19 protein-coding genes and 1 tRNA gene are annotated in these 18,539 nt (G+C 66.5%); 10 read left to right on the forward strand and 10 right to left on the reverse strand.

What is annotated here, in order from left to right:
* The first annotated feature begins 30 nt into the window (after positions 1–30).
* Complete coding sequence (locus KKR91_RS00535) at positions 31–744, forward strand: hypothetical protein (protein WP_210226995.1); 714 nt, start codon at positions 31–33, stop codon at positions 742–744.
* Here KKR91_RS00535 and disA read toward each other — a convergent pair whose 3' ends face one another.
* From disA to KKR91_RS00550, 3 genes are all read right to left on the reverse strand, one after another.
* A complete protein-coding gene (gene disA, locus KKR91_RS00540; RefSeq protein WP_210226994.1) occupies positions 745–1,821 on the reverse strand; it encodes a DNA integrity scanning diadenylate cyclase DisA in 1,077 nt (358 codons plus the stop codon).
* Positions 1,822–2,019: 198 nt separating this feature from the next.
* Positions 2,020–3,387, reverse strand: coding sequence for a DNA repair protein RadA (gene radA, locus KKR91_RS00545; protein WP_210226992.1), 1,368 nt, complete (start codon positions 3,385–3,387; stop codon positions 2,020–2,022).
* Between the two features lie 122 nt (positions 3,388–3,509).
* Complete coding sequence (locus tag KKR91_RS00550; protein ID WP_237686129.1) at positions 3,510–4,640, reverse strand: FUSC family protein; 1,131 nt, start codon at positions 4,638–4,640, stop codon at positions 3,510–3,512.
* A 223-nt stretch (positions 4,641–4,863) separates the two neighbouring features.
* Here KKR91_RS00550 and pstS point away from each other — a divergent pair, with 223 nt between their 5' ends.
* The 4 genes from pstS (at position 4,864) to pstB (ending at position 8,985) form a co-directional block, all read left to right on the forward strand.
* Positions 4,864–5,982, forward strand: a complete 1,119-nt coding sequence (gene pstS / locus KKR91_RS00555; RefSeq protein WP_210226990.1) for a phosphate ABC transporter substrate-binding protein PstS — start codon at positions 4,864–4,866, stop codon at positions 5,980–5,982.
* A gap of 106 nt (positions 5,983–6,088) precedes the next feature.
* A complete protein-coding gene (pstC, locus tag KKR91_RS00560) occupies positions 6,089–7,021 on the forward strand; it encodes a phosphate ABC transporter permease subunit PstC (protein WP_210226988.1) in 933 nt (310 codons plus the stop codon).
* On the forward strand, positions 7,021–8,127 hold the full coding sequence (gene pstA / locus KKR91_RS00565; protein ID WP_210226986.1) for a phosphate ABC transporter permease PstA: 1,107 nt from the start codon (positions 7,021–7,023) through the stop codon (positions 8,125–8,127). The genes pstC and pstA overlap by 1 nt, the downstream gene beginning before the upstream one ends.
* Positions 8,128–8,205: 78 nt before the next feature.
* Positions 8,206–8,985 carry a phosphate ABC transporter ATP-binding protein PstB gene (gene pstB, locus KKR91_RS00570; RefSeq protein WP_210226984.1) on the forward strand — a complete coding sequence of 260 codons (780 nt, stop codon included), beginning with the start codon at positions 8,206–8,208 and terminating at the stop codon, positions 8,983–8,985.
* A gap of 39 nt (positions 8,986–9,024) precedes the next feature.
* On the opposite strand, the gene KKR91_RS00575 is transcribed toward pstB, so the two are convergent.
* The 3 genes from KKR91_RS00575 to KKR91_RS00585 form a co-directional block, all read right to left on the reverse strand.
* On the reverse strand, positions 9,025–10,035 hold the full coding sequence (locus tag KKR91_RS00575) for an inorganic phosphate transporter (RefSeq protein ID WP_210226983.1): 1,011 nt from the start codon (positions 10,033–10,035) through the stop codon (positions 9,025–9,027).
* The gene (locus tag KKR91_RS00580) at positions 10,036–10,653 is read right to left on the reverse strand and encodes a DUF47 domain-containing protein (protein WP_210226982.1); all 618 of its coding nucleotides are present in this window, start codon (positions 10,651–10,653) and stop codon (positions 10,036–10,038) included.
* A gap of 262 nt (positions 10,654–10,915) precedes the next feature.
* Entirely contained in the window at positions 10,916–11,560 is a 645-nt protein-coding gene (locus KKR91_RS00585) for a hypothetical protein (RefSeq protein ID WP_210226981.1), read from the reverse strand.
* Between the two features lie 226 nt (positions 11,561–11,786).
* On the opposite strand from KKR91_RS00585, the gene KKR91_RS00590 reads away from it, so the two are divergent.
* Positions 11,787–11,859: transfer RNA gene (locus KKR91_RS00590), tRNA-Lys, on the forward strand.
* A gap of 202 nt (positions 11,860–12,061) precedes the next feature.
* Here the strand turns inward: KKR91_RS00590 and KKR91_RS17170 are convergent.
* Together KKR91_RS17170 and KKR91_RS00600 are read right to left on the reverse strand one after the other, a co-directional pair.
* A complete protein-coding gene (locus KKR91_RS17170; protein ID WP_210226979.1) occupies positions 12,062–12,391 on the reverse strand; it encodes a CDGSH iron-sulfur domain-containing protein in 330 nt (109 codons plus the stop codon).
* Positions 12,388–13,482 (reverse strand): iron-containing redox enzyme family protein, encoded by a 1,095-nt coding sequence (locus KKR91_RS00600; protein WP_210226977.1) that lies wholly within the window; start codon positions 13,480–13,482, stop codon positions 12,388–12,390. The genes KKR91_RS17170 and KKR91_RS00600 overlap by 4 nt, the downstream gene beginning before the upstream one ends.
* Positions 13,483–13,694: 212 nt before the next feature.
* Between KKR91_RS00600 and KKR91_RS00605 the strand changes: the two genes are divergently transcribed.
* The 4 genes from KKR91_RS00605 to KKR91_RS00620 all read left to right on the forward strand — a co-directional run bounded on the left by KKR91_RS00605 (position 13,695) and on the right by KKR91_RS00620 (position 16,261).
* Positions 13,695–14,300 (forward strand): hypothetical protein, encoded by a 606-nt coding sequence (locus KKR91_RS00605; RefSeq protein WP_210226975.1) that lies wholly within the window; start codon positions 13,695–13,697, stop codon positions 14,298–14,300.
* A 49-nt stretch (positions 14,301–14,349) separates the two neighbouring features.
* Entirely contained in the window at positions 14,350–14,664 is a 315-nt protein-coding gene (locus tag KKR91_RS00610) for a GNAT family N-acetyltransferase (RefSeq protein WP_210226973.1), read from the forward strand.
* A 185-nt stretch (positions 14,665–14,849) separates the two neighbouring features.
* Positions 14,850–15,530 (forward strand): hypothetical protein, encoded by a 681-nt coding sequence (locus KKR91_RS00615; protein WP_237688216.1) that lies wholly within the window; start codon positions 14,850–14,852, stop codon positions 15,528–15,530.
* Positions 15,527–16,261 carry a hypothetical protein gene (locus KKR91_RS00620; RefSeq protein WP_210226971.1) on the forward strand — a complete coding sequence of 245 codons (735 nt, stop codon included), beginning with the start codon at positions 15,527–15,529 and terminating at the stop codon, positions 16,259–16,261. Before KKR91_RS00615 ends, KKR91_RS00620 begins: the two co-directional genes overlap by 4 nt.
* A gap of 222 nt (positions 16,262–16,483) precedes the next feature.
* On the opposite strand, the gene KKR91_RS00625 is transcribed toward KKR91_RS00620, so the two are convergent.
* Together KKR91_RS00625 and ptsP are read right to left on the reverse strand one after the other, a co-directional pair.
* Entirely contained in the window at positions 16,484–16,762 is a 279-nt protein-coding gene (locus tag KKR91_RS00625) for an HPr family phosphocarrier protein (RefSeq protein ID WP_210226969.1), read from the reverse strand.
* Positions 16,763–16,803: 41 nt separating this feature from the next.
* Positions 16,804–18,513, reverse strand: a complete 1,710-nt coding sequence (gene ptsP / locus KKR91_RS00630; protein WP_210226968.1) for a phosphoenolpyruvate--protein phosphotransferase — start codon at positions 18,511–18,513, stop codon at positions 16,804–16,806.
* Between the last annotated feature and the right edge of the window lie 26 nt (positions 18,514–18,539).

The following is an 18,539-nucleotide window of genomic DNA, read 5'->3' on the forward strand; positions in this document are numbered from 1 at the left end:
AATCCGAACCGCTATACCTAGCCTTAAGGCATGGTTGGCAATGGATCACCGAAAACCCCGTCCGGAATCACGTCCGGGCGCCCCAGCCCGGCTGTTTACCGCCGGCGGCGGATTGTCGCGGGCATCCTCGCGCTGCTGGTCGTCATCGGGCTGGTCGTGGGTATCGCCGCGGCTGTGAACGCCCTTCGCGGCGACAGCGCTGCCGCATCCGAGACCGAAGCCACCATCCCCGGCCCCGACAGCGCGGCACCGGGAACGGAAGCGGGCGCTGCGGATCCGGCGGCTACGCCGGCACCGGCCGCTTCCAAACCTGCGGCCGGAGAGGCTCCTGCAGAGGAACCCGCGCCGGAAACTCCAAAACTGTGCCCGGGAGGGTCCGTGCAGGTGGCGGCCACCACCGATGCCACCAGCTATCCGGCCGGCGTATCTCCGATGCTCACCATGACGATCACCAACTCGGGCACGGAAGCCTGCGATGTCAACGTTGGCACCAGCCAGATGGAATTTCTGGTCACCAGCGGGTCGGACCGGATTTTCTCCTCGGTCGACTGCATGCAGGCCAGCCAGGACCTGATCAGGACCATCGAACCCAACAGTGTGGAAACCGCGAAATTCGGCTGGGAGCGCCTGCGCTCGGCACCCGGCTGCGCACAGGTTCCCAGCAACCCGAACCCGGGCACCTACATGTTCACGGCCCGGCTCGGGGAGATCTCCAGCGAGCCCGTGGTCTTTGAACTGGAATAGCTACATAAAGCGGTCAAGCAGGCTGGTCTCGGCAATCCGGGACAGCCCCTCGCGCACGGTGCGGGCCCGCTGCTCGCCGATCCCGTCCACCGTCATCAGGTCTTCGATATTGGCGGCCATGAGGTTCTGCAGCCCGCCGAAGTGGTCCACCAGCCGGTTGGAAACAGCCGGTGGCACTGACTTGATGTTGCTCAGCAGCCGGTAGCCGCGCGGCTGCACCACTGCTTCGAGGGAATCCTGGCCCGGCTGGAAGCCGACGACGGCGGCGATCTTGCCCAGATCCACCATGTCCGAGGCGCTCAGGTTCTGCAGCGTCGCCACCTGGTCCTCTGCATTGCGTTCGCCGTCGTGCAGGTCCGCGTAGTCGCGGACGATCATCTCGCTGCCCGGCCCCAGCCCCGACGTCAGTTCCTCCAGCTGCAGCGACAGGAGCCGGCCGTCCACGCCGAGTTCCAGGATGTACTGGGAGATTTCCTCCGAGATCCGGCGGACCATTTCCTGGCGCTGGAGGGTGACGGCAACATCGCGCACCGTGACCATGGCTTCGATTTCCAGCGCGGACAGGGAATTGGTGACCTGGTCCAGGCGGGCGCGGTAGCGTTCCAGCGTGGCCAGCGCCTGGTTGGCACGGGCAGCCAGCGGCTCGGAGCCCTCCAGGACGTGCCGCAGCCCGCCGACGTAGAGCTGGATGATGTGCATGGACTGGCTGACGGAAATGACCGGGAAGCCGGTCTCGATGGCTACGCGCTCTGCCGTGCGGTGGCGGGTACCCGATTCGTGGGTCTCGATGGTGTGGTCCGGAACCAGCTGGACGGCTGCGCGCAGGATGTTCTTGGCGTCCTTGTCGCAGACAATGGCACCATCCATCTTCGCCAGTTCACGCAGGCGGGTCGGGGAGAAGTCGATGCCGATGTCGAAGCCGCCCGAACAGATGGAGTCAACAGTGCGGTCGAAACCCAGGACGATCAGGGCTCCGGTCCGGCCGCGCAGGATGCGTTCCAGGCCGTCGCGGAGATCGGTGCCGGGAGCTACCCGGGCCAGCGTGGCCTTCAGTGCGTCTTCGGGACTGCGTGCCATGGTCACTTCCTTCCGGCCGTCGGGCCCACGGGCGTTCTGGGCGGGCGCTGCACAGACACTTTCCCTATAGTAGTGGTCCGGCAGGGCACAATGGACATTTTTGTGCCGTGTGAGGCGCCGAGTTGCGGCGCAGGCTGCACCCGCCTGCAGCGAATTTCACAGGCGGACAGATCCGGCGCGGCCTGAAGGGTTCTCCGCCTAGAACAGAAGCTCCAACGCCTCGGTCAGCGTGCTCACTTCACGGACCTTAAAACCGGCCGGAACGGCCACCGGTCCGTTGGGGGATGCCGGAACGACGGCGTGGGTGAAGCCCAGGCGTTCTGCCTCCTGAATGCGACGGGCGATGCCGGGGATGGGGCGGACCTCACCGGCGAGGCCCACCTCACCGAAGGCGATCAGCTGCGCCGGGAGCGGCTTGTTCATTTTGGCCGAAGCGACCGCCAATGCCACGGCCAGGTCGGTTGCCGGTTCGCTGAGCTTCACCCCGCCCACGGTCGCAACGTAGCTGTCGTCCTTGGCCAGGTTCATCGAGGCCCGGGCCTGCAGCACCGCCAGGAGCATGGCCACCCGGGACGAGTCCAGCCCGCTCGTGGCGCGGCGGGCCTGGGCGTTGCTGGTTTCCGCCAGCAGGGCCTGGACCTCGGCCACCAGGGGACGCTTTCCCTCGAGGGTGACGGTGATGCAGGTGCCCGAAACCGGTTCCTTGGTCCGGGAGACAAACAGTCCGGACGGGTCGGCCAGGCCCTCGATCCCTTCTTCGGTCAGGTCGAAGCAGCCCACCTCGTCGGTGGGCCCATAGCGGTTCTTCACCGCGCGCAGCAGCCGCAGCCGGGAGTGCCGGTCGCCGTCGAACTGGCAGACCACATCGACCAGGTGCTCCAGCAGCCGGGGGCCGGCAATCGAGCCGTCCTTGGTGACATGTCCTACCAGCAGGGTGGTCATGTTCCGTTCCTTGGCTGCGGCGATCAGCGAGGCGGCCACCTCGCGGACCTGGCTGACGCCGCCGGCGCTGCCGTCCACCGCGGAGCTGCTCAGCGTCTGCACCGAGTCCACGATCAGCAGGGCCGGCTGCACCTGGGCCACCTGGCCCAGGGCCTGCCCGAGGTCCGTTTCCGCGCTCAGGTACAGGAAATCCGAGACCGCGCCGATCCGCTGCGCGCGCAGCTTCACCTGCGCGGTGGATTCCTCGCCGGTGACGTAGAGGACGTCCCGGCCCAGGTTTCCGACTTTCGCCGCCACATCCAGCAGCAGCGTGGACTTGCCGACGCCGGGTTCCCCGGCGAGCAGGATCACGGCTCCGGGGACCAACCCGCCGCCCAGCACCCGGTCCAGTTCGTCGACACCGGTGGGCTGGTAGGCCGCGGTGGTGGCATCCACCTCGGCAATGCGCAGCGCGGGACGGGCCACCGTGGCTGCGGCAGTGGTGCGGGCCATCACCTCTGCTGCTTCTTCCACCGTGCCCCAGGCCTGGCACTCGCCGCAGCGGCCCACCCACTTGGCGGTGGTCCAGCCGCACTCGGCGCAGCGGTAGTTGGCGGTTTTAGCGCGGGTAGTCTTGGTGGCCATGAAAACAGGCTATCCCGCGGCGGTGACACTTCCGTGCGCGGGCCGGGCCGGCCGGGCCGGGGTGCAGGCCGAAGACCTGCGGCACGCCGGCGGGCGGCCAGGTGATCTGCGGCTCAGGGCCCCTAGACCTCGCAGAGGTTGCTGACGGCTTCCTCGTGGGTCAGGCCGGTGGATTCCAGCAGGTCCACCACCAGCGGCCGGAAGAGCATGACCAGGGCGTCGCCCTGGATGTCGGTGACGCCAAGCGCCTGCGGATTCATCCGTGATCCAACGGCAGCGAGCTGGCTGCGGGCATGCCGCAGGTGCCGTTCCCGGGCTCCGCCAGACTCCCCGCCCGCCAGTGCGCGCGCCAGAATGTCCACGGCGTCGGCCGTGTCGTTGATGACCTCCGAGACCCGTTCGATCGCCTCGTCGTCAAGCGCGGCGTGGTTGATCACCGACGTGGTGCGGCGGGCAAAGACGCGGCTGTTGCGCACCGCCAGGTCCAGGTAGCCGATGGAGCCGCGCAGGTCCCCCAGCTCGGCAAGATGGCGCCGGTACGCCGGGGAGATCCTGGCCACCTCCCGGGCATCACGGACGCTTCGGGTCAGGGCGTCGAGCTGCGGCTGGGTGTTTCGTGCCCGCACCAAGGCGTGCCACGCGATGGTGGAATCGCTTTTCGCCACGGCCTCGGCGCACTGGCGCAGCACCGCTGACAGCTCATGCAGCAGGTCCCGGACATTGGACTGGGGTTCGCGCCGGGGGTCACGGGGCGCCAGCATGGTCACCACCAGCGCGAACAGCCCACCGACAATGGCGTCAAGGCTGCGGGTGAAGGCGCCGCCGTCGGGGGCCGGCAGCAGCACCACCAGCAGGGACTGCAGGCCCAGCTGGGTGGTGAAAATGACGCCGCGGTCCAAAAAGCGCGCCAGCATGACGGAAACGAAGAGGACGATGGCGGCCTGCCACAGGCCGTTGCCCAGGAAATGCAGCAGGATTTCGCCGATGGTGATGCCCAGCGTGCAGCCGATCCCCACTTCCAGCACCCTGCGGGTACGCGGTTCGCGGGAGAACCCGAGCGAGATCAGTGCTGCGGTTGCGGCGAAGAGCGGGCCCTCGTGGCCCAGGATGTATTCCGCAAACGCGTAGGCGCCCACGGCACAAACGGTCATCTGCAGCGCCGGGAAAACCGAATTCCGGCTCCGGCGCAGGCCTACCCGGATCCGGTTCCGCAGGAAACCCCGGCTCTGGGCAAGGTGGTCGCGTGGGGGCATGCCAACAGTCTAGGGGCCGGGCGCGCCGCCCTGCATCCGGCCGCACTCTGTGACGAAGCAGAGGGTGCCGCCCAAAGTTCCCTGCGGCTATCTCTGCTGTTCACCTTTCGTTAACCTTGCCCGTCCACCATCGGAACAGGGACGGAACTGATCTGTCCCGGCGAACCGGTGCCCGCCTTGCCTTCGCCTGCAGCGACTCGACCCCTTTGAAAGGGACACAACGATGAAGCTACTACCCCTGGTCCGCACTGCTGCCATCCTGTCAGCGGGCGCCCTCGCCTTGTCCGGCTGCGGCAGCGACAGTGCCATTGCTCCGGCCGGCGGCACCGCGTCGTCATCGGACAGCGCTCTCACCGGAACCCTCTCCGGCGCAGGCGCCACCTCGCAGGATTCAGCGATGCAGGCCTGGATCGCAGGTTTTGCCCAGGAACATCCCGGTGCAGCCGTGCAGTATTCGCCGGACGGGTCCGGTGCCGGACGGGAAGCCCTGCTGGCCGGCGGCGTCCAGTTCGCCGGCTCCGACGCGTACCTGGATGAGGAGGAAGCCGCCGCTGCGGCGCAGGTGTGCGGCCCGGACGGTGCCCTCCACATTCCGGCCTACATTTCTCCGATCGCAGTGGCCTTCAACCTGCCCGGCGTCGAAAAGCTGAACCTGGACGCTGCGGCCATCGCCAAGATCTTCCGTGGCGAGATTACTGCCTGGAACGACCCGGCCATCACCGCCGCCAATCCCGGCATCGACCTGCCCGGCACCCCCGTCACCCCGGTGCACCGCGGTGACGAATCGGGCACCACCAAGAACTTCACCGAGTATCTGGCAGCGGCAGCCCCCGAGACCTGGACCGACGAGGCTTCCGGGGAATGGCCGGCGGGAATTGGGAACGGCGAAAATGCCTCCGGCACCGGCGGAGTGGTCTCGGCGGTGACCGCAACCGAGGGCGGCATCACCTATGCGGACGCGTCGGCCGCCGGCGACCTGGGCACCGTGGCTGTCCTGGTGGGTGCCGACTATGTTCCGTTCAGTGCGGAAGCCGCGGCCAAGGCAGTGGAGACCTCCACCCCGGTCAGCGGCAGCGGACGTCCCGAAGCGGACATGGCGATGAGCCTGGACCGGGACACCGCAGCATCCGGGGCCTATCCCGTGGTGCTGGTGTCCTACCACATCTACTGCACCGCCTACGGGGACGCCGAGACCGTTGACCTGGTGAAGGCCTTTGGCACGTACGTGGTGAGTGAAGAAGGGCAGGCTGCAGCCGAGGCCGCAGCCGGAAGCGCGCCGCTGTCCGCGGCGTTGCGTGAGCAGGCGGCGGCTGCGCTGGAAACCATCAGCGTCAAGCCCTAGGGCCTCCCCTGGCCGGGGTCCGTGCGGGACCCCGGCCGAGGGGAACCAAATAATGGTCAGTAGAGTGTTTAAGTAGTTGCCAAGTGAAGAACCGAAGGGTTGTGCTTTGTCCAGCAAGTCCATAACCGGCACCGGCGGTGCCGGCCGTGCCGGAGACAAGGTGTTTTCCGGCATTACCCTCCTTGCCGGTTGCCTGATCCTGCTTGTCCTGTTTTCCGTGGCAGTGTTCCTGCTCTGGCAGGCCCTGCCGACGTTCATGGCCGACGGCTCGGACATCAGCGGCGGCGAAGGGTTCCTCACCTACATCTGGCCGCTGGTCATCGGCACGGTCATTGCCGCGGCCATCGCCCTGCTCATCGCCACCCCGGTGGGGATCGGCGTCGCACTGTTCATCTCGCACTACGCGCCCCGCAGGATCGCCCAGCCCCTGGGCTACCTCGTGGACCTGCTCGCGGCCATCCCGTCGGTGGTCTACGGGGCCTGGGGCATGACGGTCCTGGCACCGGCCCTGGTGGGCCCGTACACCTGGCTGGCGGAGAACGCCGGCTGGATTCCAATCTTCGCCGGTCCGGCCAGCCAGACCGGAAAGACCATGCTCACCGCCGGGATCGTGCTGTCCGTGATGGTGCTGCCGATCATTACCTCGCTGACCCGCGAGATTTTCCTGCAGACCCCGAAACTGCACGAGGAAGCGGCCCTGGCCATGGGCGCCACCCGGTGGGAAATGATCCGGATGGCGGTGTTCCCCTTCGCCCGTCCCGGCGTCGTCAGCGCCGTCATGCTGGGCCTGGGCCGGGCGCTGGGCGAGACCATGGCCGTAGCCCTGGTGCTCTCCTCCGGCGGACTGATCGCCAGCCTGATCCGTCCGGGAAACCAGACCATTGCCGCGGAGATTGCCCTGAACTTCCCCGAGGCATACGGCCTGCGGCTGTCCGAGCTGATCGCCGCCGGCCTGGTGCTGTTCCTGATCACCCTGGCCGTGAACATCATTGCGCGCTGGATCATCGGCCGCCATAAAGAATTCTCGGGAGCCAACTGATGATTGATACACCCACGCTCAGCCGGCGCCCGGCCATGCTGACCAAGAACCGGTTGCCGCGGTATGCGATCTGGGCAGTCCTCGGTGCGGCCCTCATCCTGGGCGCAGCACTGTCGGCGCTGATCGGCTTCGGCATTACCAGCTTCACGCTTTTCACCGCGGCGATCTTCGTGCTGGGGGCCACGGCCCTGACCGGCGTCGTGGAGGGCCGCCGCCGCGCGGTGGACCGCTTCGCGACCTACCTGGTCTGCGGCGCGTTCCTGCTGGCGATGGTTCCGCTGGTCTCGGTGATCTTCACCGTGCTGTCCCGGGGCCTGGCCGGCCTGAGCCCGGACTTCCTCTTCACATCCATGGGCGGCATGACCGGTGCCGTGGACAACACCAGCGTGGAGACCGGAGGCCCGGTCCTGGGCGGCGTCTACCACGGCGTTGTCGGCACTCTCCTGATCACGCTGTGGGCCACCATCATTTCGGTGCCGATCGGGCTGCTGACGGCCGTTTACCTGGTCGAGTACAGCCACGGCGGGCCGCTGTCGCGGGCCATCACGTTTTTTGTTGACGTGATGACCGGTATTCCGTCCATCGTGGCCGGCCTGTTTGCCGCCGCCTTCTTCGGCCTGGTCTTCGGGCCCGGCGTGCGCACCGGCTTTGTGGCCGCCGTCGCACTCTCGGTCCTGATGATTCCCGTGGTGGTGCGCTCCACCGAGGAAATGCTCAAAATCGTGCCCAACGAGCTGCGCGAGGCCGCCTACGCGCTGGGCGTGCGCAAGTGGCGCACCATCCTCAAGGTGGTGGTGCCGACGGCGATCTCCGGCATTGCGTCCGGCGTCACCCTTGCCATTGCCCGCGTCATTGGCGAAACCGCCCCGCTGCTGGTGACCGCAGGCTTTGTGAACACCATCAACATGAACGTCTTCGCGGGCTGGATGAGCACACTGCCCACGTTTATCTACCGGCAGCTGATGAGCCCCACCTCGCCCACCAACACCGATCCGAGTACCCAGCGGGCCTGGGCTGCGGCGCTGCTGCTGATCATCATGGTGATGCTCCTGAACCTCGGGGCGCGCCTTATCGCCCGCCTCTTTGCCCCCAAGACCGGGCGCTGAGGCACCACCCGCCCGCGGGCAGGGGACGCTCCGCCGGATGCCCTGCCCGGACCCGAAATCTCCAACAGAAGGAAACACATGTCCAAGCGAATCGACGTCAAGGACCTCAACGTCTACTACGGCGACTTCCTGGCCGTAGAGAACGTCAGCATCGCGATCGAGGCCCGGTCCGTGACGGCGTTCATCGGCCCGTCGGGCTGCGGCAAGTCCACCTTCCTGCGGACGCTGAACCGGATGCATGAAGTGCTGCCCGGCGCGCGCGTGGAGGGCGAGGTGCTGCTGGACGGTGAGAACCTCTACGGCCCGGGCGTTGACCCGGTAACCGTCCGCAGCCACATCGGCATGGTGTTCCAGCGGCCCAACCCGTTCCCCACCATGTCCATCCGCGACAATGTGCTGGCCGGCGTGAAGCTGAACAACAAGCGCATCTCCAAGTCCGACGCAGATGACCTGGTGGAACGGTCCCTGACCGGGGCCAACCTGTGGAAGGAAGTCCGCGACCGCCTGGACAAGCCCGGCTCGGGGCTTTCCGGCGGCCAGCAGCAGCGTCTGTGCATTGCCCGCGCCATCGCCGTGTCCCCCGAGGTGATCCTGATGGACGAGCCGTGCTCGGCCCTGGACCCCATCTCCACGCTTGCGATCGAGGATCTCATCGAGGAGCTCAAGAGCGATTACACGGTGGTGATCGTTACCCACAACATGCAGCAGGCCGCCCGGGTCTCGGACAAGACGGCGTTTTTCAACATCGCCGGCACCGGCCAGCCCGGCAAGCTGATCGAATACGCCGACACCCCGGTGATCTTCAGCAACCCGGCGCAGAAGGCCACTGAGGACTACGTTTCCGGGCGCTTCGGGTAACCCGGCAGGAGCCCGAGGGGGCCTTGGCCGCCTTAGGGGTCAGAGCAGGGGACTGAGGGCCAGGAACAGGATCCCGCCGAGCACCGCCGTGGCCGGGGCGGTGGTCAGCCAGGTGACCAGGATTTCGCGCAGCGGGATGAAGCGCACCGTGGAAAAGCGCTGGTTGGCCCCTGCGCCCACAATGGCAGAAGTCATGGTCTGGGTGCTGGAGAGCGGAATCTGGAGCCAGAGGGCGCCCATGAACAGCATGGAGGAGCTGACCGCCGTCGCACTCATGCCCCGCAGCGGATCCACCCGCACCAGGCGGCTGCCCAGCGTGTGGCTGATGCGCCAGCCGCCGAACAGGGAGCCTACGGCCAGCGCCACACCGGCGAAGACCTGGACCCAGACCGGAATTCCGCCCTCGACGGAGTAGCCCCCTGCCACCAGGGCCAGGACAATCACCGCCATGGTCCGCTGCCCGTCCTGTATGCCGTGGCCCAGCGAGAAGGCTGATGTGAACACTGCCTGCGCAATCCGGTTCCCGGCATCCCCGCGCCGCGGCGAGCTGTACCGCATCAGCCAGGTGGTGGGAAACACGAGCAGGTAGGCCAGCCCGAAGGCGACGATGGGGGAGAGCAGCAGTGGAAGGATGATCTGCTGTGCCAGCACCTGGTAGGACTCTGCGATATTGGGTCCGCCCACCAGTGTCGAAGCTGCCCCGGAGCCGATGATCCCGCCCACCAGGGCATGTGTGGACGATGAGGGCATGCGCCGCCACCAGGTCCACAGTCCCCAGCCGCAGGCCGCCAGCAGCCCGGCAATCAGGATCCCCAGCCCGGGCGTTCCCTGGGGCAGTTCGACAAACCGGTCAGCGAGCACCAGGGCCAGCGAGGTGCTGACCAAGGCCCCGGTGAGGTTGAAGACGGACGCGAGCACGACGGCGATGGTTGGCGTCAGCGCGTGGGTGCGGACAGAGGTCGCAACGGAATTGGAGACGTCATGGAAGCCGTTGATGAAGGCGTAGCCGCCGGCGCAGAGGACAACGAAGCCCAGCAGGAACGCTTCCACCTAGGATTCCCGGACCAGGATGCCGCCTACCGCGGTGGCGCAGCGGCGCAGCTGCGTGGTGGCTTCCAGCAGCTGGTCTGCCAGATCGCGGTGCCTGGCGTAGGTCAGTGGCTTATGGTCCCGCAGCAGTTCCGAGACCCAGATCCGGTACGTGCGCTCGGACCGCTTGGCCAGGCGCAGCATCTCAATCCAGTAGTCCTCAAGTTCTTCCAGTGAAGCGAGGCGGCGCATGGCACCCACCGTGAGCTCCGCCTGCCGTCCGATGACTTCCAGCTGCTCGGCAGCCCGCCCCGAGATTCCGCCCAGCCGGTAAAGTGCGAGGACCTCCGCAGCGGCGTCCAGCGCCTCCATGGCGGACATGAGGATCAGGGACAGGTGGTACAGGTCCTCGCGCGGCAGCGGGTTGATGAAGCTGGTCCGCATCTGCGTCATCAGGGCAAAATGCAGGTCGGTGGTTTCGGCTTCCAGCTGGTGCATTTGCTCGGCAAGGCGGTTGTAGTCATCGGGTTCGGCGCCGAGGACCTCCGAGAGTGTCCCGACACCCCGCACCAACTGGCTTCCCATCCGGGAAAGAAGTTCCAGCCCGGCATTTTCCTGCGGAAAGAGCCGGAGCCTCACAGGGCTGCTCGAGAGTAGCTGTTGGTCCGGGAATGAATCGTCCGGAAATGCCGGTGCGTGTGCTGGCCCTGCGCGAAGTAGGTCACAGCCCTAGATTATCGGCTGTGGCAGAGGAGACAAAAGCGGTGCCGGACCGGGAGCGCCTCTCGGCGGAAGGCCGCTCGAAGCGGCTCTAAGTTGAAGCCCGGGGGTTCCGCAGTCCGACACCGATTTCAGTTTTCTACTCTTGGGCGACGATGTCAACACGAGCGCCAACAGGCGGTTAATCGAGCTCTCCACGGCGCCATGCAGCAGCCGAATGCTCCAGATCCTCGGCGGTTTTCACCAGTTGCCGGGCATTTCGTGTGAGCTGTGTCGCTTTGTCGGCGCTCCCGGACTCTGCGTCGTCGGCGTGGTGGGCCTGGCCGAGGGCCACAATTCGGCAGAAAGCGGCGAAACGCTCCAGTGCGACGTCAAACTCCCCTTCGAACGCCCCGGAGAGGATGGTGTCCGCCATGACTTTCATCTCATCGGCGCCAAGCGGCTCCGCGGCGCCGGCGACCACCTTCGATACCTGCGCCACATCCTTGCCGGCAGCGTAGTACGCGGCGACACGTTCGGGGTTCTGCTGGGTTGCCGCCCGCAGCGCGTACAGGCGCCACAGTGCGCCGGGCAGGGAGCGGGCGGGGCTCTCTGCCCAGAGCTCGGCAATTGATTCCAGGCCCTGTCGGTCGGCAAGTTCGACGAGCCGGCGGGTGATCTCCGGATCAGTGCTTTCCCTGCCGTGGTGGACCAGGGCCTGCGCTGCCAGGTGGGCAGCTTCGGATACTCGGGCCGGATCCGCGCCTCCGGGGAAGTTGGCGAAGTCCAGCGGAGCGTACAACTTGGGCTTGTGATGCCGTGGCGGCATTGAATTGGACTCACTCATAATTTGAGAATACTCCGCGCCCGGAACGGGCGTCGAGGACGGCGCCGGTCCGGGTGGGCGGGTGCCGGCACGCTGCGCCGAAAGGCGATTTTCCGGACGGCGCCCCGCCTTTCGTGACATACGTCCCTGGTGCGATAAAGTGGAGAAGTCGATTCGTCGGCGGCTGTATGGCTCTGGAATCCGAAACGGGAATCCGAGGCGCAAACGCCGGCCGGATGCGGCAGTGGGGCCTTTAGCTCAGTTGGTAGAGCATCGGACTTTTAATCCGTGGGTCGTGGGTTCGAGCCCCACAGGGCCCACCCTGTGATCCGGGGCGCTGTCTGTGGACACGTCGCGGAATGAAAAACGCCCCGGTCTTCGGACCGGGGTGTTTTCTTTTGCCCGATTTCGGCTCGGACGGTGCCTTTTGGTGGCGGCCACTGTTGGGAAGATGCCGCTTTGGCGCGTTCTATTCGTCATGACCCCGACTGTCGGCGGAGCGAGCCGAGTCGGCCGGGGCGCTTAGTCTTCGGTGCTGCCCGGAATTTCGTTGACGACGGCGGCAGGGGCCGGACGACGGCGCGTTGTGTCGAACTTCATCAGTTTGTGGGTCCCGTCGCAGTACGGCTTGATCGCCGACCCGCCGCAGCGGCACAACGCGACAGTTCCCCGGTCCCGGGGGATCGGAACGCCGTCGGGAGTCACGATCTCAAAGTCCCCCCGCACCAGCAGCGGCCCGTTGGGGCAGGCAACTACCGAGGCGGCAGGGCGCCCGGTACCGGATTCCGCGGGGACCTCCGATGCCGGGCAGCAGGCGCAGTCCTGGTCCCTGCCGTTGCCCTCCGGCGTCACGGGGTGACCCCGGCGGCCATTGCCGCTCCGGCCAGGGCGTCGGCTGCTGCGGCTCCGGAAGAGTCGGAGTCCACAGCCCGCAACGCGGAGCGGCCCTCCTGCCAGGCCTGGAGCTGGTCCCGGCCCATCAGTGCATCCAAGGTCAGCACGGTGGCGGCACCGAACATCACATCGGCCAGCAGGGCCGGATCCGACTCTGCGAGGCCGCCCGCCAGGTCCCTGGCCGCTATCTGTTCGTGCACGGCGTCGGCTTCCACATGCTCGTCGAAGTAGTAAGTGACATCCTCACCGAAGCCCAGCCGACGGAAGCCGCGGGCGTAGAAAGAGTTGGGGATGGAGGAGGTCATCTCGAACGCAGCCAGATGTCCGGCGATGGCACCGCGCAGCCGACGGTTCAGCCCGAACAGGGACATGGCGTTGGAGGAGGCCAGTGTCAGCGCGGGCACAAAATCCAGGTACCAGCCGTACTCGGTTTCCAGCTCCAGGCCCCGCATCGTCACGGCGAAGAGGTGCGAGTGCATGCGCTCCGGGCGTCCGCCGCCGTATTCGTCGGCCTGGATCTCAATCAGGGCGGCCTTCGCCCGGCCGACCGGCAGGCGGGGGATGGCCCAGCTGTGCGGGTCGGCTTCCTTAAGCTGGTAAACCGAGCGCAGGATCAGGAATTCCTTCAACTGGTCGGCTGTCGCCTTGGAGGCGACAAAGCGGGAAATGCTGGGTCCGTCGTCGGCGGCTGCCATCCGGAACAGTTCCTCGGCAACCGCCTCGCTGCCGGACCCGGTCAGCTCCGGGACGGGGACGGTACGGCGAAGGGCAGCCTCAAAGGATGCCTCCAGTTCCAGCCGCAGGCCTACGAGGCCCGGATTCCATTCCAGGTCATCCGATACCCCGTCCAACCCGCTGTAGTGGAGTTCGTAGAGGCAGAAGAGGGTCAGCTGGATGTCCTCATCACGAAGAATGTCCTCAGTGGCGGAAGCTGCGTCCCGGGCTGCCGTGGTCAACTCCGACAGGGCGGCCGCAGCAGGCGGCTCCGCCGCGGACAGCAGGTCGAAGAGAGTGGTGCTGAGGGGTCCGCGGGGTGCGGGGATCTTCATTCTTAATCCTTTGTGCTCCGGTACGGGGTGCGCCAGGCTCTAGTGCTGGACGGTAAAACCGGACATAAGCATACTTGGTAATTTCCCTGCGGAGCCAGCAGGGGGACGTGGCCCCCCAGCGCAGCGGTCATTGACCTTTGCCGGCTTTCGACGTGAGATAGGAGAAGTTAATGCGAAATGCCCAGGGATGAAATGCCAGGGAGGGGGACCCCTTGCCGTACGTGGATGCGGGGCCAGGCCTGTTGGTTCCGGCGCTGATCCTGATGGCAGCAGCCCTGGCCCTGACGGCTGTGGGAGTGGATGCTGCCTTGGCGCGGCGCGACAGCGAGACGCTGTTTTGGGTTGGACTCACCGGGCTGCTGACTCTCCTGCTGGCAGTTGCGTGGGCGGCTGCCGAGAGCACTTGGGCTGCACCCTGGGTCGGGCTGGCGGCTGTTGCCGGGTCCGCCGGGGCATCTTTGTGGGTGGTCCGCCGCCAGCGGCGCCGCCAGCTGGCCAGGCACCGGAAAGAGGTCAGCGGCCGGGTCCATGAGCTTCAGCGCCGGCACGACGCCGTCCTGCTCAGCTGGAGCTCGTATGAGTTGGACGCCTGGAAAGCAGTGGAAAAACCCGGGCTTGCGGACCTGGACAAGCCTGAAACGAAGGGCTTAATGCGGGCGATGAGGGAGGCGGCCTCGCTTCGCCCTGATGACGGCGCTCAGGGGGCTGCCGGCGTCGGAACAGACACCGGACTGGACGCATATGCACTCGCAGTGACGCGGCTGGAGGAGGCATGGCAAACTGCGGAGGATTCCGCCGGGGACGGGCGCGCGGCGTAGGCAAGGGCGGCTCTGGACGAATCCGGGGATCACTGACAGGCTCAGCGGCATGACCGAGCACAGCAGGGACGACGTTGACCTCTCCCGGAACCGCGACCATAACCGCTTCGAGCTGCGCGTGGGAGGTGAATTGGCGGGCACCGCAGAGTATGTGGACGAGCCCGACGGAATAGCGCTGACCCACACCGTGGTCCGTGAGGAATACCGGCACCAGGGATATTCGTCGATGCTGATGAGGTTTGCAGCAGAGGAGATTATCGCTTCGGGGCGGCGGATCAAGCCTTATTGCTCCTACGCCGCTGCGTACCTCGGGAAACACCGGGAGCTCAGCCACCACGTGTCCTGGCCGCAGGAGACCCGGTAGCCGGGCCGATGTCACAGCCTGTGTTAATTGAAGCTGGCTCCCCGCTCTGCATATGGGGGGAACGCAGAAGGGGGAGCCAGTAAAAATAGTATAGTGGCACTGGTCGGGAGAAATCCAATCAGGGGGTGGCGCGGGTGGCAGTGTCAGCCAAGGCTTTTCAGGGCTGGCGCGCCATGGCGGCCCCAATGGAAACCACCGCCGACCTGTGTCGGCTGGCAGGCATCAAACGTTCCACCCTCGCCCAGCAGCTGGTGCGGGGCAGGGTCTCCGTCAGCACTGTCGTGAAGGTCGCCCGGGCCTGTGACCAGGACCCGGTAGAGACCCTGTCCTACTTTGAGGAATACCAGGACCTCCGTGCCGGCTCCCGTCCGCCGACGAATTCCGAACTGATCAGCCAGGTGACCTACGTCTGCATCCTGGAGCTCGTAGTCGCGCGGAGCAAGCAGCCCGCACCCTCCCCTGAGGCCCTGCCCGAGCTGTGCGCCTTTCCGCATCGGTATTCCGTGCGTGGCTGGTTCGAAGCCGTCGATCCGGGTGACCTGCGCCAGCAACTCAGTGCCAGGACCGGAGTGGCGCCACAGAATCTCTCCGCGCAGCTGTCAGCCGGGCGCCTGGCCAGCCAGTTGGCCGTCGAGGCAGCACGGATTGCCGGGGTGTCACTGACCAGCGGGCTGGTGGCCACAGGCCTGCTCACCCCTGATGAATGCGGCTGGCCGCCCCGCGGTCGCGAGCGGGCGCTTGCAGAGCTTTCCGACGCCGACCTGGTGCTCCTCGCCCGGGACCGGTTGGAGGCCCTGGGCAAGGTCCTGAAGAAGGTCGAAACCGAAGAAATAAACAACTCGGCACTCTTGGAGCAATTGGGATGACGTTACAGTGGGCGGCTTTTGGGATTACCGCGTTGTTTGGGCTGCTGCGATTGCCGGGTGCAATCCGTGGCGAGAACCGGGGGATATGTGCTGCCCTGATTCTGATGTCATTCGCGATGGCGCTGAGCATCCCATTCTTTTACCTTTCGGTGGATTCGCTCCTGGGTGGGGTGAACGTTGCGAATCTACTCCTTCGGTACTCGCTGTTTGCCGTCTTCCTGCTGCTTGGCGCAAAGACGGGCGCCGCGTTTAATGCCCAAGGTGCCCAGCGGCTCATTCGAGGTCCCGTGGGATTGGCTGTCCTGACTGGATCTTCGGTGCTGGTGGCTGTGCTCTTTTTCCTCAGCGACCTGCCGGAGTCCTCGACCGGGCTTGAGGCGTATCGAGGCCAAACCACGGTGCTGGCTTACAGCGACGCGGGCAGGCTGTATACGGCTTATATTGCCGGGTGTCTGGTTCCTTCGCTGACCGCCTTCTCAATGGATTCGCAGCGGCGGGGCGATATTCGGCTTAGTGCCGGGCTGATCGCCCTGGGGATGGCCTCAGTAGTTGTCCATACCCTGCTGAGTCTGACCGTATGGGGGCTGGAACGGGGTCTCTGGGACATTCTGCTGAACTATGCCGCCGTCATCGTGGTGGCGCTCGGCTTGGCCCTTTTGTGGAACTCCCAGCGGATCGCCAAGAGGCATCCGCAACCAGGTTTGCTGGCGAGGGCCTACGGGTCCAGGTAAAGAATTGGTATCGGTCATTCACAATTTCATCATCCTGTGCCAGAATAATGATTATGTAACATCCGCTGCCTGTGGGGGGTCAGCGTGAGGTTACGACCGAAGCCAGCGGATTTCCTCCGCTGGCTTCGTTGTATCCGCTTCGGTTTCATAAACCGGTGGACAGACAGAGCGGGAGCCTCACTGCGAACGGCGGGGGCTCCCGCTCTGCTTTTGGTGGCGGGGCTATTGGGCGTCGAGGTCGGTTTCCAGGATTTTGACCAGCGCGTCCAAGGCTTCATCGGCGCCGTCGCCGTCGGCCCGCAGCACCACGACGTCGCCGTTCGAGGCGCCCAGGCTCATGAGTGAGAGCATGCTGTCCGCATCCATGGCCTCTTCGGCGGGCTCCCCTTCCATGGCAATGGTCACGTCAACGGGTTGTGCCGCTGCCGCCTCCGCGAAGATCGAGGCAGGGCGCGCGTGCAGGCCTACCCGGCTCGCAATTGTGGCTTTCCGTTCTGGCATGGGTTGTTTCCTTCCGGTTGATGCTCAGGCTTGAAGTGGGTTCACAGTCCCAGGTCTTCCAGGATGCCCAGGCGGGCGCGCACGCTGGTCCGCGCCTCTGCCGCCGTATTGGCGGCCAGCGCCAGGGCGGCAAGGTCACGCGCTTCGGCGATTGTGACTGACGCCAGGACAGCTCCCACGCTCGCCAGCGCCCGGGGCGTCATGGACAGGGTGTTAACGCCCAGGCCGGCGAGTACGACGGCGAGGGCCGGGTCAGCTGCCGACTCGCCGCAGACACCCACATTCTTCGAGCCGGGGGTCGCCGAGTCTGGGGCGGATGCTTCCGCGGCCCGTGCGCCCTCGACGGTCCGGCGGATCAACTGCAGGACGGCGGGCTGCCAGGGGTCGTTCAGGGTTGCCAGGGAGCCCAGCTGCCGGTCTGCCGCCATGGTGTATTGGGTGAGGTCGTTGGTGCCCAGGGAGGCGAAACGGACCTTGGACAGGATGGCTTCGGCCATGACGGCGGCTGCGGGCACCTCGATCATGACGCCCGGGATGGCCAGACCCGCTCCCGTGCACTGCACTGCGAAGTCGGCGGCCTCCTCGGCAGTGGAAATCATCGGCGCCATGACCCAGACATCTGCCTCGTGGGAGCCTGCCGCGGCGGCTATCGCTTCCAGCTGGCGGCCCAGCACGCCGGGGGAGGTGCGGTCGGTACGGAAACCGCGCACCCCCAGGGCGGGGTTGGGTTCGGAGGTGTCGGTGAGGAATGGCAGCGGCTTGTCCGCACCGGCGTCCAGGGTCCGGACCACCACCTTCCGGCCGGGAAAGGCCTCAAAGACGGCACCGTAGGCCTGCACCTGCTCCTCGACGCTGGGCTCGGTGTCCCGGCCCAGGAAGCAGAATTCAGTGCGCAGCAGGCCAATGCCTTCGGCGCCGGCCACCGCAGCGGCCCGGGCATCTTTCCCGGAGCCGACATTAGCCAGCAGCGGCACCCGGTGACCGTCCGCCGTCGTGCCGGTTCCGCTGAAGGCCGGCAGCGAGGCCCGGGTGGCGTACTTCTTGGCCGCTTCCCGCTCGGTAACGCCCGGATCGACGACGATGGTGCCGGAAGCGCCGTCCAGGTACAGCTCGGCGCCGTCGGCTATCGAGTCGGCGTCGGCCGCGCCCACCACGGCGGGCAGGCCCAGGGAGCGGGCCAGGATCGCGGTGTGGGACTGCGGGCCGCCGCCGCTGGTGACCAGGCCGATCACCTTCGCAGGATCGAGGGTGGCGGTGTCCGCTGGAGCCAGTTCTTCGGCGGCCAGGATGAACGGAACATCGGAAGCAGGGATCCCGGGGGCGGGGAGCCCGTCCAGTTGGGCCACGATCCGGGCGCGGACATCCAGGACGTCCTGGGTGCGCTCGGCCATGTAGCCGCCCAGGCTCTGGAGCATGGCGGCAACTTCCATTCCGGCCTCCCACACCGCCCGGTCTGCTGACATGCCGGCGTTGATGTGCTTGCCGGCTGCTTTGAGCAGCATCGGGTCAGTGGCCATCATTGCCGTCGCGTCCAACACCGCCTTGGCATCACCGGAGGCCGTTTCGGCACGATGCCGCAGGTCCGCCCGGACTTCCTCGGCGGCATCCTTCAGGCGTGCCTTCTCTTCGTCCACGGAACTGTCCGCGCCGAACCTCGCTCCGGCGTCGGGCTCGGGCACCGCCGGCGGCATCCGCAGCGAAGGACCAAGGACCCGCCCGGCGCTGACTCCGATTCCCTTGATGGTCCGCATCAGTGTGCCTTTCTGTGGGTGGGTGG

Origin of the sequence: Arthrobacter jiangjiafuii, assembly GCF_018622995.1 — a bacterium.
Taxonomy (GTDB): domain Bacteria; phylum Actinomycetota; class Actinomycetes; order Actinomycetales; family Micrococcaceae; genus Arthrobacter_B; species Arthrobacter_B jiangjiafuii.

Coding starts and splice junctions, on each gene's coding strand:
- KKR91_RS00625 (WP_210226969.1), bottom strand. CDS start 16,762: ATGCCAGAACGGAAAGCCACAATTGCGAGCCGGGTAGGCCTGCACGCG.
- KKR91_RS00535 (WP_210226995.1), top strand. CDS start 31: ATGGTTGGCAATGGATCACCGAAAACCCCGTCCGGAATCACGTCCGGG.
- KKR91_RS00585 (WP_210226981.1), bottom strand. CDS start 11,560: ATGAGTGAGTCCAATTCAATGCCGCCACGGCATCACAAGCCCAAGTTG.
- pstS (WP_210226990.1), top strand. CDS start 4,864: ATGAAGCTACTACCCCTGGTCCGCACTGCTGCCATCCTGTCAGCGGGC.
- KKR91_RS00615 (WP_237688216.1), top strand. CDS start 14,850: ATGGAAACCACCGCCGACCTGTGTCGGCTGGCAGGCATCAAACGTTCC.
- KKR91_RS00610 (WP_210226973.1), top strand. CDS start 14,350: ATGACCGAGCACAGCAGGGACGACGTTGACCTCTCCCGGAACCGCGAC.
- radA (WP_210226992.1), bottom strand. CDS start 3,387: ATGGCCACCAAGACTACCCGCGCTAAAACCGCCAACTACCGCTGCGCC.
- KKR91_RS00550 (WP_237686129.1), bottom strand. CDS start 4,640: ATGCCCCCACGCGACCACCTTGCCCAGAGCCGGGGTTTCCTGCGGAAC.
- disA (WP_210226994.1), bottom strand. CDS start 1,821: ATGGCACGCAGTCCCGAAGACGCACTGAAGGCCACGCTGGCCCGGGTA.
- pstB (WP_210226984.1), top strand. CDS start 8,206: ATGTCCAAGCGAATCGACGTCAAGGACCTCAACGTCTACTACGGCGAC.
- pstA (WP_210226986.1), top strand. CDS start 7,021: ATGATTGATACACCCACGCTCAGCCGGCGCCCGGCCATGCTGACCAAG.
- KKR91_RS00600 (WP_210226977.1), bottom strand. CDS start 13,482: ATGAAGATCCCCGCACCCCGCGGACCCCTCAGCACCACTCTCTTCGAC.
- ptsP (WP_210226968.1), bottom strand. CDS start 18,513: ATGCGGACCATCAAGGGAATCGGAGTCAGCGCCGGGCGGGTCCTTGGT.
- KKR91_RS00620 (WP_210226971.1), top strand. CDS start 15,527: ATGACGTTACAGTGGGCGGCTTTTGGGATTACCGCGTTGTTTGGGCTG.